15 protein-coding genes and 2 tRNA genes are annotated in these 13700 nt (G+C 57.9%); 11 read left to right on the top strand and 6 right to left on the bottom strand.

All coding sequences use genetic code 11. From position 1 onward, the window contains the following. Window positions 1-2 precede the first annotated feature (2 nt). From gspG to bamD, 9 genes are read left to right on the top strand one after another with little or no spacing between them, the layout of a single operon-like run. The gene (gene gspG, locus K787_RS0113685) at window positions 3-464 is read left to right on the top strand and encodes a type II secretion system major pseudopilin GspG (RefSeq protein WP_022963370.1); all 462 of its coding nucleotides are present in this window, start codon (window positions 3-5) and stop codon (window positions 462-464) included. 2 nt (window positions 465-466) lie between these two features. Continuing rightward, window positions 467-1006 (top strand): pilus assembly FimT family protein, encoded by a 540-nt coding sequence (locus K787_RS24350; RefSeq protein ID WP_022963369.1) that lies wholly within the window; start codon window positions 467-469, stop codon window positions 1004-1006. Beyond that, complete coding sequence (gspI, locus tag K787_RS0113675) at window positions 990-1376, top strand: type II secretion system minor pseudopilin GspI (RefSeq protein ID WP_022963368.1); 387 nt, start codon at window positions 990-992, stop codon at window positions 1374-1376. The genes K787_RS24350 and gspI overlap by 17 nt, the downstream gene beginning before the upstream one ends. A gap of 8 nt (window positions 1377-1384) precedes the next feature. Further along, window positions 1385-2005, top strand: a complete 621-nt coding sequence (gene gspJ, locus K787_RS0113670) for a type II secretion system minor pseudopilin GspJ (RefSeq protein WP_052185381.1) — start codon at window positions 1385-1387, stop codon at window positions 2003-2005. Then, window positions 2002-2805: a type II secretion system protein GspK gene (locus tag K787_RS0113665; RefSeq protein WP_022963366.1), complete on the top strand. Its 804-nt coding sequence runs from the start codon at window positions 2002-2004 to the stop codon at window positions 2803-2805. The genes gspJ and K787_RS0113665 overlap by 4 nt, the downstream gene beginning before the upstream one ends. Window positions 2806-2822: 17 nt before the next feature. Beyond that, entirely contained in the window at window positions 2823-4061 is a 1239-nt protein-coding gene (gene gspL, locus K787_RS0113660) for a type II secretion system protein GspL (protein WP_022963365.1), read from the top strand. Beyond that, window positions 4058-4546, top strand: a complete 489-nt coding sequence (locus K787_RS0113655) for a type II secretion system protein M (RefSeq protein WP_022963364.1) — start codon at window positions 4058-4060, stop codon at window positions 4544-4546. Before gspL ends, K787_RS0113655 begins: the two co-directional genes overlap by 4 nt. Continuing rightward, window positions 4546-5301 (top strand): type II secretion system protein N, encoded by a 756-nt coding sequence (locus K787_RS0113650; protein WP_022963363.1) that lies wholly within the window; start codon window positions 4546-4548, stop codon window positions 5299-5301. Before K787_RS0113655 ends, K787_RS0113650 begins: the two co-directional genes overlap by 1 nt. Beyond that, window positions 5298-5963, top strand: a complete 666-nt coding sequence (gene bamD, locus K787_RS24345; RefSeq protein WP_022963362.1) for an outer membrane protein assembly factor BamD — start codon at window positions 5298-5300, stop codon at window positions 5961-5963. The genes K787_RS0113650 and bamD overlap by 4 nt, the downstream gene beginning before the upstream one ends. 322 nt (window positions 5964-6285) lie before the next feature. On the opposite strand, the gene rdgC is transcribed toward bamD, so the two are convergent. After that, window positions 6286-7203: a recombination-associated protein RdgC gene (gene rdgC / locus K787_RS0113640; protein WP_022963361.1), complete on the bottom strand. Its 918-nt coding sequence runs from the start codon at window positions 7201-7203 to the stop codon at window positions 6286-6288. 177 nt (window positions 7204-7380) lie between these two features. Here rdgC and K787_RS0113635 point away from each other — a divergent pair. Next, window positions 7381-7456: transfer RNA gene (locus tag K787_RS0113635), tRNA-Val, on the top strand. A gap of 13 nt (window positions 7457-7469) precedes the next feature. Next, window positions 7470-7546, top strand: a tRNA-Asp gene (locus tag K787_RS0113630). Window positions 7547-7750: 204 nt separating this feature from the next. Here K787_RS0113630 and K787_RS0113625 read toward each other — a convergent pair. The 5 genes from K787_RS0113625 to K787_RS0113605 all read right to left on the bottom strand — a co-directional run bounded on the left by K787_RS0113625 (window position 7751) and on the right by K787_RS0113605 (window position 13698). Next, complete coding sequence (locus tag K787_RS0113625; protein ID WP_022963360.1) at window positions 7751-8044, bottom strand: hypothetical protein; 294 nt, start codon at window positions 8042-8044, stop codon at window positions 7751-7753. A 1424-nt stretch (window positions 8045-9468) separates the two neighbouring features. Continuing rightward, window positions 9469-9936 (bottom strand): Mov34/MPN/PAD-1 family protein, encoded by a 468-nt coding sequence (locus K787_RS0113620; RefSeq protein ID WP_235801942.1) that lies wholly within the window; start codon window positions 9934-9936, stop codon window positions 9469-9471. Continuing rightward, the gene (locus K787_RS0113615; protein ID WP_022963358.1) at window positions 9933-11564 is read right to left on the bottom strand and encodes a ThiF family adenylyltransferase; all 1632 of its coding nucleotides are present in this window, start codon (window positions 11562-11564) and stop codon (window positions 9933-9935) included. Before K787_RS0113615 ends, K787_RS0113620 begins: the two co-directional genes overlap by 4 nt. Beyond that, window positions 11561-12703 (bottom strand): CBASS cGAMP synthase, encoded by a 1143-nt coding sequence (locus K787_RS0113610; protein WP_022963357.1) that lies wholly within the window; start codon window positions 12701-12703, stop codon window positions 11561-11563. The genes K787_RS0113615 and K787_RS0113610 overlap by 4 nt, the downstream gene beginning before the upstream one ends. Continuing rightward, on the bottom strand, window positions 12697-13698 hold the full coding sequence (locus K787_RS0113605; RefSeq protein WP_022963356.1) for a CBASS cGAMP-activated phospholipase: 1002 nt from the start codon (window positions 13696-13698) through the stop codon (window positions 12697-12699). Before K787_RS0113605 ends, K787_RS0113610 begins: the two co-directional genes overlap by 7 nt. Window positions 13699-13700: the final 2 nt, after the last annotated feature.

The following is a 13700-nucleotide window of genomic DNA, read 5'->3' as shown; positions in this document are numbered from 1 at the left end:
TCATGCTGAATACTAGACAGTCGGGCAGACAACGCGGCTTTACCCTGATCGAAGTGATGGTGGTGGTGGTGATTCTCGGCATTCTTGCCGCGGTCGTGGTACCCCGAGTGATGGATCGTCCCGATCAGGCGCGGACCACCAAGGCGCAAAACGACATACGCGCGTTGGAGAGTGCACTGAATTTGTACAGGCTGGATAACTTTAACTATCCCACTACTGAGCAGGGTTTGTTCGCGCTGGTAACTATCCCTACCAGTGGTGACGTACCACGCAATTATCGTACTGGTGGTTACATTGATCGCCTGCAGAAAGATCCCTGGGGTAACGAGTATCAGTATCTGCGCCCCGGCCGCGACGGCCGCGAGTATGACCTATACAGCCTGGGTGCCGATGGGCGGCCTGGCGGTGAAGGAGCCAATGCCGATATCGGCAACTGGGACATGGACCAGAACGAGAACCGCTGAGCATGCTCCGGCCATTTGCCAGATTCCGCACAGCATCATCAGGTTTTACCCTGATGGAGTTGTTGGTTGTGCTGGTATTGGTCGGCATTGTCGCCAGCCTGGCGACGTTGTCTATCGGTGATGGTGCCGAGCGACAGCTGCGTACTGAGACGCAGCGCCTGGCCGGGGTGTTGCGGCTGGCTCGCGATGAACTGCTGATTACCGGGGATGCTGAGCGCGCTTTGGGGCTGCGGCGTGATGGCTATAGTTTTCTTGAACTGGTCATTCTGGATGACAGCACCCGGGAATGGCAGCCTATGCTCGATCAGCAGTTGGGACCCTGGCAGTTAGAGTCGGGCGTGATCGAGCTGGAGTATGAACAGGAGGGTGAACGCCATGCGCTGCCACAGACGGCCGGTTGGGAGCCCAACGTGCGGATGGGCAATACCGGCGAAATGACCCCCTCGCTGATTACCTTGCGAGTTCCCGGCAAGCCGCTGGAGCGGCATATCCAGATCAGTCTGGAAGGCACCATCGAGGTATTGAATGCGCCCCCGGAATAACGGCTTCACCTTGTTAGAAGTACTGGTGGCGATGACCATACTGGCCGTAGCGCTGGCGGCGTTGATCAAGGGCGGTTCTGATCATTCGCGTAACACGTTGTACCTCCAGGAGCGCACGCTGGCGCACTGGGCCGGGCAGAACGTGTTGGCGGAGTACGAGTCCGGGATGCGCCCGATCGGTGCAGGCAACCGCAGTGGTGATGCCACCATGGGGCCGTTTCGCTATGGCTATCGGGTGGAGATTACCGACTACGTTCCCGAAGCGCCTGTTGTATTGCCTGCGGTCAAACGGATTGATGTGACGCTGTGGCTGTTTGAGCGTGGCGAACAGGAGCAGCGCGCGCTGGTCAGCGGATTCATGCTGCCATGAGGCCGTTTATGCGCCGCCGCGTGCGCGGTTTTACTCTGTTGGAAATGCTCGTGGCGATGGCGGTGTTCGCGGTTATGAGTATGGTGGCTTATGGCGGTTTGCGTGCGGTTTTAAGCGCTGACCAGGTAACCCAAGAGCATGCGCGGCGCCTGGCTGACCTGCAGGTCACGCTCAGCGTACTGGAGCGGGATTTGGCGCAGTTGGTCGATATCAGCGTGCGCGATGAATTTGGTGATCGCATGCCACCGCTGCGTTTGCGCGCAGGTGGCGATAGCAAGTTATTGGAGATAGTCCGTGCTGGCGCAGGCGGTGATCAACGCCTGCGCCGGACTGCTTGGCTGATAACTGATCGCGGGCTAGAGCGGCAGCTCTGGCCAGGGGTAGATATAGCGGATGCAGAGAGTGCGCGGGTGCAGCCCTTTGGCTTTCTGGTGGATGAGGACGAACGACTCGGCATGCAGACTGGCTTTGCCTTGGTCGTGCGTAACGCCACTGGACTCGACCGGCTGGACGCATGGCCGCCGGCCGACAGCGACCCAGCCGCCAGCCAACTGCCATTGGCCGTGGAAATTGTATTGGATATACCCGGCTACGGTGAGATACGCCGTCTGATGGCGGTGGGGCTGTGAGCGGTCGGGGCAAACAGCAGGGGGTGGCATTAGTCACTGCATTGCTGGTGGTTGCTTTGGCCGTCGCTGCAGCGGTGGCGATGGCGATGCGCAGCCAGACCGATATTCGCCGTACCAGCGCGGTATTCGAGCGCGACCTGTCACGACAGATCGCGTTGGGCGGGGAAAAGATGATTCTGCAAATGCTCGAGCGGGTTGACGGGCCGGACGAGTTGGTCTGGGATACCTGCCGCTCGCCGACGTTGCCGTTTATGGTCGATGGGGTACGCCTTCAGGCCACGGTGGAGAATATGCAGTGCCGCTATAACCTCAATGCATTAGGTGGCGCAGACGAGACTGAACAGGGGTATTTTGCCCAGCTGGTTGACCGGGTAGGCACCGAATCGGGTGCTAGCATGCCCTCCGGCGCTCAATTGGCGCTGGCGGTCAGCGACTGGATGAATCCGGAAACCGATGATCCAAGCTATCGATTGGACGAGCCACCACGGCTCTCAGGTAACCGGCCTATGCTGGTCGCTTCGGAGCTGAATTCGGTGGTGGGCATGACCAGCGAAGCCTGGACAGCGCTGGCGCCCTATGTCACTGCCTATCCTGGGCAAGCCAGCCCGATAGACATGCAGCGCGCCTCTGAACTGATACAGGACGTGTTCAATGGGCGAGCGGCTTCAGAGCAATCACCCTGGTTTATGCGGTTGGAGTTGGTAGCCGAGTTTGGTGAGCGGCGTTTCTTCCAATGTTCGTTGCTGGATGCGCCCAATGGTGTGGTGGTCCTGCGAGAACAAACGGCCTGCGAGCCCTGATAATAACGGATCGAATTATGTTGATAGTGCTATTGCCGGAGAACTCACAGCAGCCTGGTCTGAGCGCCACCCTATTGTACTGGTGGCAGCTCGACCGCGAGGGCCTGTTGGTTGAAGAGGGGCAGGATACGCTGACCGATTTGCGTCTGCGCTTTGCCGCAGAGCGTTTGCGTGCGCTGGCCCCAGCGATGGCGGTCGGGCTGTATCGGCTGGATATGCCGGTCAAGCGTGCCGCCTCGATCCGCGCGGCGTTGCCTTATGCCCTGGAAGACCTGCTCAGTCAGGATCTGGAGCTACTGCATTGCGTGGCCGGTCCGCGACGTGAGGACGGGCGCATTGCCGCCGCTGTCGTCGAACAGGAGCATATGCAGGAACGGCAGGAGGTATTTCGTGAGTGTGGCTGGCGCGTTGACGCGATACTGCCCTTGGCGGCGCTGCATGCGCAAGACGCCCCCGAGGCGGGTCTACGCATCATGCCCTCGCCATGGCCTAGCACTGCGCCGCAAGCGCTGATCACCGCCGCAGATCAGGAGCCTGCTCTGATCGAAGAGGGTATGTTGCTGCTCTGGTTGCAGCGCCGGCTGGCCGCGTTGCCCGAGCCGCAGCGCCGCCTGGAGCTAGTAGGTTACCAGCCAGCCGCATTGGGCCTTGGTAGCGCAGAGGGCGTGAGTATCCTGCCAATGGAGGCGGGGGCAGATCTGATGCAAGCCTTGCGACGAGCTCTAGGGCCGACGCCCTCGCTAAACCTGCTTAGCGGCGCTTATGCAGTGAGTATGGCCGCCCCGCCCTGGCGCAAGGCTAGGCCAGCGATGATTGCCGCTGGCGTCGTAGTGTTCTTGGCGTTGGGTCAGGTAGCACTGGAATGGGCAGCGCTGACACGTGAACGTGACCGCCTAGTAGAGGGTATCAACAGCGTATTCGAGCGCAGCTTGCCAAACAGCCGGCGCGTAGATGCACCTGAGCAGTTTCGGCAGGTAATGCAGGGCAGTGCCGCTGCAGCCGGCGGGCAAGGCAGTGGCGCGCTACTGTACGAGGCTCTGGCCGTCATCAAGGAGAGCGATGGAGCGCGGATCAGGCAGTTCCGGTCTACACCCAATGAGCTTGAGGTAGAGTTGCAAATGAAATCCTTTGCCGATTTGGAAGCACTGCGTACGCAGCTTTCAACCAAACCGGGTTTGACCGAGACCCTCCAGGGCGCCGATTCGGGTACCGAGGGCGTTACTGCACGCCTCAAAGTGTCCAGGAGAGAATCATGAACGCCTGGTGGGCGGGCTTGGCTCCGCGCGAGCGGGTGATTCTGATCGTCGGTATGCTGGTATTGGCGCTATTGCTGATTTGGTTGGCGATTATCGAGCCGCTGGCCAATCGGCGAGCCAGTTTGCACAGTGAAGTTGCCACGCTCAGTGCCGACCATGACTGGATGCAGCAGGTTGCCACCGAGGTTCGCCGTAGGGCGGCTGCCCAGTCCGGTAGCGGAGCGAGGGCACCAGCAGGCAATGGATCAGTGCTGACCTTGGTTGAAGTGTCTGCCAATGCTTCGGGAATGCGCACGTCGATGGAGCGTATCCAGCCTGAGGGGCAGGGCGCCCGGATCTGGTTCGACAGCGTTTCCTTTGATGCGCTTATGCGCTGGCTGGCCGAGTTGGAAAAACGCCAGGGTCTGCAGATCAGTCAACTGGCCGTCGATGCAGGATCAGAGCCAGGGCAGGTGTCGGCGCGCGTTCTTGTGGAGTCGCGTTGATGAAGAAAATGGTGAGCATGAAAAGCGTGATCCTGCTGGGGGTCTTGCTCTATCTGGGTAGCTTGATCTGGTACTTGCCGGCCTCGTTCGTCTGGAGCCGGATACAGGGGCAGTTGCCAGCACAGGTTACTCTGGAGGGTTTAACGGGTACCTTGTGGGCCGGGCAGGTGGGCCGGATGCAGGTGCAGGGCGTTGATCAGGGAGCATTACGCTGGGATTGGCAACCGTCCGGGTTGCTGCGCGGCAACATCAGCCTGGATCTGTTCTGGCAGCCGCGCAACGGCCAAGTGACGGCACAGCTGGATGTCGGGCTGGGCTCCATACGCTTGAAGAATGTAGACGGGCGACTGGATGCCGCCAGCATGGCAGCCTTGAACAAGGCGCCCTTTGTGCTGGCGGGTCACTGGCTTCTGGACGTACCCCTGCTGGAGCTGAACGAATTTGAATATATTGGCCAGGCCGAGGGCCAACTGGTGTGGGAGAACGCTGCCGGCGGATTACCCAATGCGTTGCCGTTGGGGCATTTGACCGCCGACCTGAATGGCGAAGACGGCTGGCTGGTTTTTCACCTGGCCGACCGGGGAGGGCCCTTGGGTTTGCGCGGTGATGGCCGCTGGCGGCCCGGCCAGGCCCTGGCATTGAACACCCAGATGCAGGCGCGGGCGGACGCCGACGCGGCGCTGGTAGGCGGCCTGACGCTGTTGGGCAAGCCCAACGCGCAGGGCTGGACAAGTTGGCGGATCAATTTGCAATGAACGATACCCTTGAAATGAATCTGGAGTGCAATCCGATGCGGATAATTCTGCTCATCATGTTGGCAATAGGTCTGGCCGGTTGCGCGACCACCGCCACCCAGCCACGGGGGGAGGCGGTGGATAACGCAGCGCTAGTGGATGCCCGGGCCAAGCTCGGGCTGGGGCGTTGCAGCCTGGAGCTGGCCAATGAGATTCTTGCGTTACGCAACCCGGGTCTGGAGCAAGAAGCAGCCTATACCTGTTTACAGCAAGGCCAGATCCCGGCAGTGGAACGCCTTTTGGCCGACTTTCAGACCCGGCATCCGAATGCGACCAATCAGGATTACTCAGCTTATCTGCGCGCGTTGGCTGAATTTGTCCGCTTTGAATTGGTCGAGGGTGATGATCAAGAAAGGTTGACGGTGGGCCGGCGTGCGCATGATGGGTTGGTAGGCTTTGTACGCCAGTACCCGGACTCCGCCTACCGTCAGGAAGTGGCTCCTAGGCTTGAAGCTTTGCACGAAGGGATGGCCGGTGCGGAATATGGCCTGGCAATGGCGGATATAGAATCAGGCCGCCGCGAGCTAGGAGCATCCCGGCTGCGTTATGTGGTCGAGCAATATCCGCGTAGTGACGCTGCCTCAGCGGCATCCCGGTGGCTGGAGCAGCGCGTCATTCCCTAAACGGGATCGGGATCCTTGCTACGGTTTGCCGGCGCTAATGTTGCCGTCTTTCAGTGCATTGTATGCCGCTGGACGGCAGCGGCGGGTTGACATTGTGCACAGTTTGCGGCCGCCGCTGTCATAGTACTGTCAAAACCTGCTGTAACCTGTTGATATACGTGCGTATAACGTAACTCATTGATTTTAATGAATAAAAAACTGTTCAAAAAATGATCATTCTAAGCTTTGAGCCCGTGGGCTATGGTTCGGACGGAGTTTTTATCAGGCTATCCACAAAGTTGTCCACAGATATTGTGGATAGCTTTTCTCCTGTTGACGCAGCTTAGATGCCCTGCGGTGTTTCCTCACCACCCAGTGCCGCCGTCAGTGACGGGATTAGTTCTGACAGTGTCTTGGCCATGATATTGAAGCTGGCATCCAGTTCGGCGGCCATATCGTCTGAGGCCTGATCATCCGCTTCATCGCGCAGAAGATCTTCGAACTTCAAGCGCTTGACGGTGAGCTTGTCGTCCAGGCTGAACGCGAGTTTCTCCTGCCACTGCAGGCTTAACTGGCTGACCTGTTTGCCAACGGTGAGGTGCTGTTGGATTTCGTCACTGGCCAGGTCCTGGCGTTTGCAGCGTATAACGCCGCCATCTTCGCTGGTGTCACGCAGCTCGCACTCATCGCCAATGATCAGACCTTCGGGAGCTTGGCCGGTTTTGACCCAGTCGGTCATGCACGCCGCCGGAGCGATCTTGACGTTAAGCGGTCTGACCGGGAGGCTGCCCGTGCATTCGCGTAGAAGGCTCAGCAGATCCTCAGCACGCTTGCTGCTGGCGCTATCAATAGCTATCCAGCCCTCTTGCGGTGCAATGCACGCCAGGGTGGTCTGAGTGCGTGTGAAGGCACGCGGCAGCAGGGACATGACCAACTCATCCTTGAGCGTGTCGCGTTCTTTCTTGTAAACCTTGCGGCCGTCGCGGGCTTCGATTTCGTCAACCTTTTCCGCTAGGCCATCGCGCACCACGCTACCGGGCAGAATGCGCTCTTCCTTGCGCAGGGCGATCAACCAGTAGCCCTGTGCTACTTGAACGCGGTTCTCCGAATGTTTGCCGAAGGGCGTCGTCCAACCAAGGGTATGGGTGTCCTGACTGCCGCAGGGGCGGGAAGGGCGCTCGTCGAGCGCGGTTATCAGCTCAGCTTCGCTGAACGGAATGGTCTGGCTGAAACGGTAGAGCAGAAGATTACGAAACCACATTAGGTTGTCCTTGTACGTCTGGTCACAAAAGCCAGCAATATTGCCTGACACCGGCAGCTTCGGCCAGCCAATACGGGGGCTTTGATTAACATATTGAAAATGGCTGATATTTTTTTACGAAAGGTGTTGCCAGAAGGATAAAAGCTGCCTAGAATGCGCCCCACTTCGAGAGCAAATGGGTGATTAGCTCAGCTGGGAGAGCATCTGCCTTACAAGCAGAGGGTCGGCGGTTCGATCCCGTCATCACCCACCACTCGAGGTTTTGTGCAGTGGTAGTTCAGTTGGTTAGAATACCGGCCTGTCACGCCGGGGGTCGCGGGTTCGAGTCCCGTCCACTGCGCCATATTTTAAACCCCTTAACTTGATGAAAGTTAAGGGGTTTTTTCGTTTTTGAGGTTTGGTTTTATGATGTTGGCCTGCGAGTGATTTTGACTTTGTGACCAAGACGTGACCAAACCGTGACTGCTCCCCCTAGAAAACCGGTATTCATTTTCAGCTGGTTGGATGTAGCGCGGCGCGATAACTGTCGCGGATCGGCGATATTTGCCTATTGTAATCTTTTCACCTGCGGCAACGGCTTTGCAATCCAGTTGCCGTTCCCTTCCAGAGTCCTACGGAATTGGTACATGGGCATTTTGTCATGTGCCCTGTATCCGGCCAACTCGTATTCCAGAGCCAGGTAGGTTGGGGAGCTCTTGCCTGTCAGGTCAGTACGCGGTGGTCCATCCGGGGTTTTATCTTGGTTCAGATGAAACCAGACTCGCTCTTGCACCTGCTCCATTGGATAGTCGATCTCCAGTGTGGCCAAGTACTCCCTGTGACCGTGAATGAAGATTTTCATTGATACCTCCTGCCGCTTGGCGTCTTAATGGTGTGCAACTGCTTACCGGCTTTCGCGTTGCTGGCAAGCCCGATGCCCACCATCAAGAACTTCACGCTTCAGCGCAAACCCTACAGGGGGGGGCACGGCGGTGGTGGGTTGCTGTGAGCCAGGCTATGCCGGTATTTCTACCAGCTATTCATTCTGCTCCTGACTGCCCATAGCTCCACAATGATCTTCCCTTCAATACAGTTGTCAGTGTCACGCCAGTAGCTGGGATACCCGCTTCACCGGCCAGCACGGTCCGGTAGTCAGCACGCAGCAGCCGGGCGCTATAGGTAGTCCCAGCTTCTGGCCCAGTGCTCCCTAATGCCGTATCAATCACCAGGTCGGCCTGTCCCACACGGTTGCGATGGGTCCATGTCAGGTGTACATCGCCGACGATACTGCTGAGTAATAGGCTCCACCAATCTGAAACTGCCCCGGGGGATACGGCCGCCCCTGTCTGGCCTGCAGCACGATAATGTCAGTACTGGCCAGTGCTGGATCCGATTGGCAGTGCTTGTGTTTCTCGGCAGTGCCTGAACGGTCGTGGACATCGAAAAACTGATCAGGTCAGCCTCGGCATAATTATGGTAGAACCAGACTCGACTACCAGATACATGGGCAGCCGGTACCGTAGCGGTGTGGTTTGAGAGTGTGACCAAGCGTTTGGAAGTAGATATTTTGGCTGTACTGCTGCCCTCCGCCCAAGCCGTAACTCCTCAATAATATGCCACTCGTACGGCTAATATCTCTTCGGTGACTGCCACGCCCAGAGCGTGATCTCAGCTACAGTTGCTATTATGCATACCCTCAAATGAGCTGGTATCGCAACGATGGTGCCGGTAGAGATATTGACGGCAAAGCGATTCGTAAAGTGGGAAAACGTATGGAGGGAGAGTGATAATACGGCTGAAAAGCCAGCCGCATTATCACCCAAGCAGCCAATGGTTCGACCCAAGCTTGGCTGCAAGTAATATAGACCATCTGATACGAGGATAGAGCCGTCTTGTGGCGAGAAACCGCACTATTCCTGAGTTTGTGCTGAGCTGAGACAAAGAAAATACTCAGGCGTACCGCTTGATGAGAACTGGTGTAGCTGATTTCGGGGTCTGCAAATAAAAAAGCCCGGCAAGGATGCCGGGCTTTCGACGGGGATGCTGGTCCTTCAGCGAGCACTGATCCTTCAGTTAGTACTAATCCTTTAGTGGTGGGGAGCATACACCTTTGTGTATGACACTCTGGTGACGTGCTGTTCATGTGGTGGATAGGGTTGGCGCGGAGACCTGGGCCGGCCTCGTTGCCACAGTCTTTCCTGAGTTCATCGCCCGTGACGACAGGGAGTCCGTGGCTGGGGGGCAAGAAGCGAGCGCCGGGTTGGTGGGGCCCGCAGGCGCAGCCCGCTATTCCACAGAGGTAAATACCGAACCTCGGCCTGATTCTGGCACCAACTCGGCATATAAAGATTTTCGCCCGACGATAACAGCAAGCATTGGCCGCTTGTCTCGACGCTTCGCTGATAAGCGGTTCCATTCCGATCTATCGAGACTAGAAGGTTGAGGATGGTCTTCTGGATGTGTGTGCCATTCGCCCAAATAGCGGACGGTTCCTTGACTCGCCGTCCATCGAGCCAGAGCAATGGCTTCGTGACCAAATGGCATTCGCTCGAAAAGGTAGTGGAATCGCTTGTCCCTTATTGTAGGAACCGTTGCCTGTTCGATAAGCATGTGGGCTCCATGAACCGAACCAAGCAGCAGTCCGCCAGCCTCGCAGTCGGTATCACTGGCTTGGACATGCTGATAGAAAATCTCCAGCGTAGACTCCGAGAAATGCAGCAGCGTCCTCTTGTCGCTGGTTGCCCAGGAACTCATGAGCCGCATAGAGGGCACTCGCGATCCAGCGGTGGATCGCAATCAGGCGTGGCAAGCTGCTGGGCGCGGTCGATCAGCCTGGTTCGCAGCGCAGGAGAATAGACGCCGTTGACCCAGTCGAGTGTCATTTCAGCACCTAGGCTGGCAGCATGCACTGACACCGAGGCGGGAAACGGCACGTACAAGCCCTCACATCCATGCCCCGCCAAGATGGTAGGAAGAGGATCAAGGGTGGAGCGTAGTTCACCTCTTTTGTTGCTATGCCAAAGGCATCTGTAGCAAGCACCAGATGCGTTCGTTCTCAAGAGTGCACGGACAGCCGTACCCGGCCCCTCTATCCAGACCGAAAGCATGGGTGTAGGTGGTGGATAGTGGCCGCATAGCCAATGCCCGAGGGACTCTTCCCCGGTGGCATCTATGAGCAAGTCCAGCTCTCCCAATTGGGCCTGCCTGACATCCACAGGGAGTGCACGAATCTCGGCCCCTGGCGCCAAGTGCTTGAGTTCTTTCGCCATGGCCTCGGCCTTGTTCGACAGCAAGTCCGGAAATCCCAGGCGATGACGCCCGATGTTTTGCGGGAGAAGGTAGTCGAAATCCACCAACGTGAGCTTTCCGCCGCATGTCCCCGCCCCAGCCTTGACCAGCATGTCCGACAGATATCCGCCGATCGTGCCGCATCCAACAACGGCTAGGTTCTTACCTGCAAGCGTCTTTGACTTAGGTATGTTTCGCTGGGCAAGGTATCGATCATCGATTCTGACCACCGAGACGGGCATCGCCTTTAACCCATAGCTCGAATCCCGGCGATCTGCGAGCTTGCCCTTTTGGACTTGGCATTGACGATCATAGAGAACCGCAAAGCCATACGTCATCAACAGAGACTCGATAACGATCAGAACGCCGTTGGCCTTCTTTCTTTCTCCTTCCTTGATGCGCGCGTGAATCTTGCGCCGGCACCGGGGGTCAAGAGTGCTTTGCCACGCCAAGATATCCGCAACTGTTTCGGGAGGCCAATGGCTGGTCAGCGGGCGAGGTTGAGCGCTGGTTTTGATCCGGTAAGTCAGCACCGTTTGATCGGTGACCTGGTAGCCGAGCGACTTCAACTTCTTCGTTGTTCGGTCTTTGTTATCGGTGATGAACCACAAAGAATTACCATTGGCCTGCGCGATTATGCAGCTCTGTCGCCCTAGGTCTTCGCCCTGCATGTCCACAAAGCAAAGCCATCCATCCCAATAGGCGAAAAACTCTTCCGTAAGATCCTCAATCATCCCCCCCTTCAAGATCTGCCCGAGCACGACGGCAGCGCGCTGCAAGCATGCCAGCGACTGTCCGACAGGATCGTAGATATCCAGAACGACCGTTCCCTTGGAGAGATAGCAAAGTCCACCACCTGTACCCAGATGAGGAACCGCTGCGGGTAGCTCAGGAGGAATATCCAGCAGCCGGATGCGAGGTAAGTCGAAGAACGTAGGATCGAGCTGAACTTCGCACGGACAGCCCTTGTCTGCTTGGGGTGGGGTCAACTGCCCGTGCAGCCTGAACCAGCCGTCATCCGTCTTGCCAACAAACTCGAAGCCTCGCTGCTTGAAAGCCTCGATGACGTCTGCGACCGCTGCGGCGCTGCTCATCCTGCCTTCGTTCGCCCGACAAGCTCGCTAGGGCCAGCCGTGGCGGGAGCCGCAGCAATGGTGGCAGCAACGGATACCACCTTGACCCGATCCGGCTCGTTCGGAAAGCGAGGGCCGAATTCACCCTGCATCCAAATGCAGGCCTGTGAAGGGCTGCCGGCATCGGTGGCTCCGCGAAGCACTTTCTCAAATTCTCCAAACGCCTTTGCTGCTTCTTCGACACCCGCTTTGCCAAGCCGCTCCGTGAGAGACTCGGACTCATCCACGGGGTTGTTCACACCTGCCCGCAACTGGGCCGGCAGTGACGTGACGACATCCAGCAACGCGAGGTCATCACGCCGATCACGTTTCTCAAAGAGCGGGGCTGCGGCGGCCATCAGCAGAATCGAAGCGGGCCCGCCGCTCGACCACCTCCAATCGCGGAACGCCTTCAAGTAACGAACCACGCGGCGGAACTGCTCCCCTTTGATCTCCACTTCGCTCAGGAACCATTCCTTCACAGGTCTGGGGTCAGAGGGCATCCAGTTGCATTCACGATGGGCCAGGAGCACCTTGTCAGCGGGCAGTGCTGTCCAAACATCCCGCTCTGCCATGTTCACCGCGTCCGTCAACGAGTCGTAGCCATATCGCTCCATCGAAGCCTTTGCGAGCAAGACAAATTCTTCGTCAGGAATGGCGTACAGAGGAATATCAATGTGGGCATACGCTGAAATGACGATGCGGATGCACGTAGGCTTGTCGGTGACAAGCTTCCAGTGCTTTTCCTCGACCAGCGGCTTCAAGGCTTCTTCCGCAGCGGCAAAGAACACTGTCGTTGCCGTGCTGGGGCGTTTCGTTTGCGAGACGAAGCTCAATGGCAGATAGCATCCATCATCGACATCTGCCTGCTGAGGGCGTTGGGCCGGAGAGTTCAGCGTCTTGTATACCCACGATCCTTGCGTGAAAAAGCGCGGCTGTGGCACGTTCTCCGTGTATCCGTTTGCCCTCAACACGCGAGGGATGCCTGTACGAAGGCAGGCCCTGACATCAGTACGGGCGCTCGCGATCCAAGCGCGTTGCTCAGGCGTCAGATCCAGCTCGTCATGCATGCAGGATTCGTCGTCAACGGTGGTAAAGAAAAGCGGGCTCAGGTTCAGCATGCAGCCTCCGGAACATTCTTGTTGGGACCGTGGTAGAAGATGGGGGCGCCGGCCTGGTGCGCTCGAAACGGTTGGAAAAGTGGATCGCCCAGCGCACGCTGCGCCGCATGGCTTCCACGATCCTTGAGCGTATTCGTGGCGCCAATGGAAACCCGATCCAGCGCCTTCACGTCCTTACTCTGATCCGGTGTTGCCTTGTCGTCGATCTGGAAGTAGTTGTTCCCCAACAACTGCCGCAGCATGTAGTCCACTGACGATTCCTGGGCGGAGATCACCAAATCGAAGAGTCCACCACGCCACTTTCCGAATCCGAGGTCAAGGCTGGCACCGCCACGAACGGTTGCACCGATCGTCATCGTACCGATGGAGAGAACTCGAATTAGCGCATCCTGTTTCGGCGCGAGGAACGTCTTTACTTCGTGCAACCCGAACAGGCCGGGGGCATTGCCTACCAACCCACCATCCGCGAAGACACCACGGTCGTTGCGCGCCAGCGGGAAGTAGACGGGGGCGGCGGCAGTCGCCAACGCGACATCGACGATCTTCATGCGGTGATCCAGCTCAAAGGAAGGATGGTGAGGCGTCTTGAAGAACTGTCCGCGACCCGTCGAGTAGTTGACTGCGGGCACAAGAACACGATGCTTTAAGTCGCCTATCGTGGTTCCCTGGAAGCGTTCGGTCAGCACATCTCGCCATCCCGTCGAGTCATGCTTTGCAGTCAGCCAGAATCCCAAAAGCCGCCTTGGGAGGCTGCGGCAACCAAAGATGCGGCTACCTTCGTCTTCGAACAATGCCTTGAGTTCGCTAGCTGGAATCTCCGCTGCCAGCCCCAAAGCCAACATCCCTCCTGCCGATGTGCCACAAATCAGGTCAAAGTGGGAAGCGATAGGGCGACCCAGCACTGCTTCAAGTTCGGCAAGAACCGTAGCCGTATAGAGGCCGCGATAACCTCCACCCGACAGGGCGAGCACATGGTAGACAGGGATGTTAGTCATGA

The organism is Halopseudomonas pelagia CL-AP6, from assembly GCF_000410875.1.
In the GTDB taxonomy this organism is placed as follows: domain Bacteria; phylum Pseudomonadota; class Gammaproteobacteria; order Pseudomonadales; family Pseudomonadaceae; genus Halopseudomonas; species Halopseudomonas pelagia.
The sequence above is the reverse complement of the archived record's forward strand: the minus strand, read 5'-3'. Positions and strand labels throughout refer to the sequence as shown.

Bases quoted from the DNA above. Each gene is read 5' to 3' on its own strand.
- gspJ (WP_052185381.1), top strand. From the start codon at position 1,385: ATGCGCCGCCGCGTGCGCGGTTTTACTCTGTTGGAAATGCTCGTGGCG.
- K787_RS0113615 (WP_022963358.1), bottom strand. From the start codon at position 11,564: ATGAGCAGCGCCGCAGCGGTCGCAGACGTCATCGAGGCTTTCAAGCAG.
- K787_RS0113605 (WP_022963356.1), bottom strand. From the start codon at position 13,698: ATGACTAACATCCCTGTCTACCATGTGCTCGCCCTGTCGGGTGGAGGT.
- K787_RS0113625 (WP_022963360.1), bottom strand. From the start codon at position 8,044: ATGAAAATCTTCATTCACGGTCACAGGGAGTACTTGGCCACACTGGAG.
- gspI (WP_022963368.1), top strand. From the start codon at position 990: ATGCGCCCCCGGAATAACGGCTTCACCTTGTTAGAAGTACTGGTGGCG.
- bamD (WP_022963362.1), top strand. From the start codon at position 5,298: ATGAACGATACCCTTGAAATGAATCTGGAGTGCAATCCGATGCGGATA.
- K787_RS24350 (WP_022963369.1), top strand. From the start codon at position 467: ATGCTCCGGCCATTTGCCAGATTCCGCACAGCATCATCAGGTTTTACC.
- gspG (WP_022963370.1), top strand. From the start codon at position 3: ATGCTGAATACTAGACAGTCGGGCAGACAACGCGGCTTTACCCTGATC.
- K787_RS0113610 (WP_022963357.1), bottom strand. From the start codon at position 12,703: ATGCTGAACCTGAGCCCGCTTTTCTTTACCACCGTTGACGACGAATCC.
- rdgC (WP_022963361.1), bottom strand. From the start codon at position 7,203: ATGTGGTTTCGTAATCTTCTGCTCTACCGTTTCAGCCAGACCATTCCG.
- K787_RS0113655 (WP_022963364.1), top strand. From the start codon at position 4,058: ATGAACGCCTGGTGGGCGGGCTTGGCTCCGCGCGAGCGGGTGATTCTG.
- K787_RS0113620 (WP_235801942.1), bottom strand. From the start codon at position 9,936: ATGAGTTCCTGGGCAACCAGCGACAAGAGGACGCTGCTGCATTTCTCG.
- K787_RS0113650 (WP_022963363.1), top strand. From the start codon at position 4,546: ATGAAGAAAATGGTGAGCATGAAAAGCGTGATCCTGCTGGGGGTCTTG.
- gspL (WP_022963365.1), top strand. From the start codon at position 2,823: ATGTTGATAGTGCTATTGCCGGAGAACTCACAGCAGCCTGGTCTGAGC.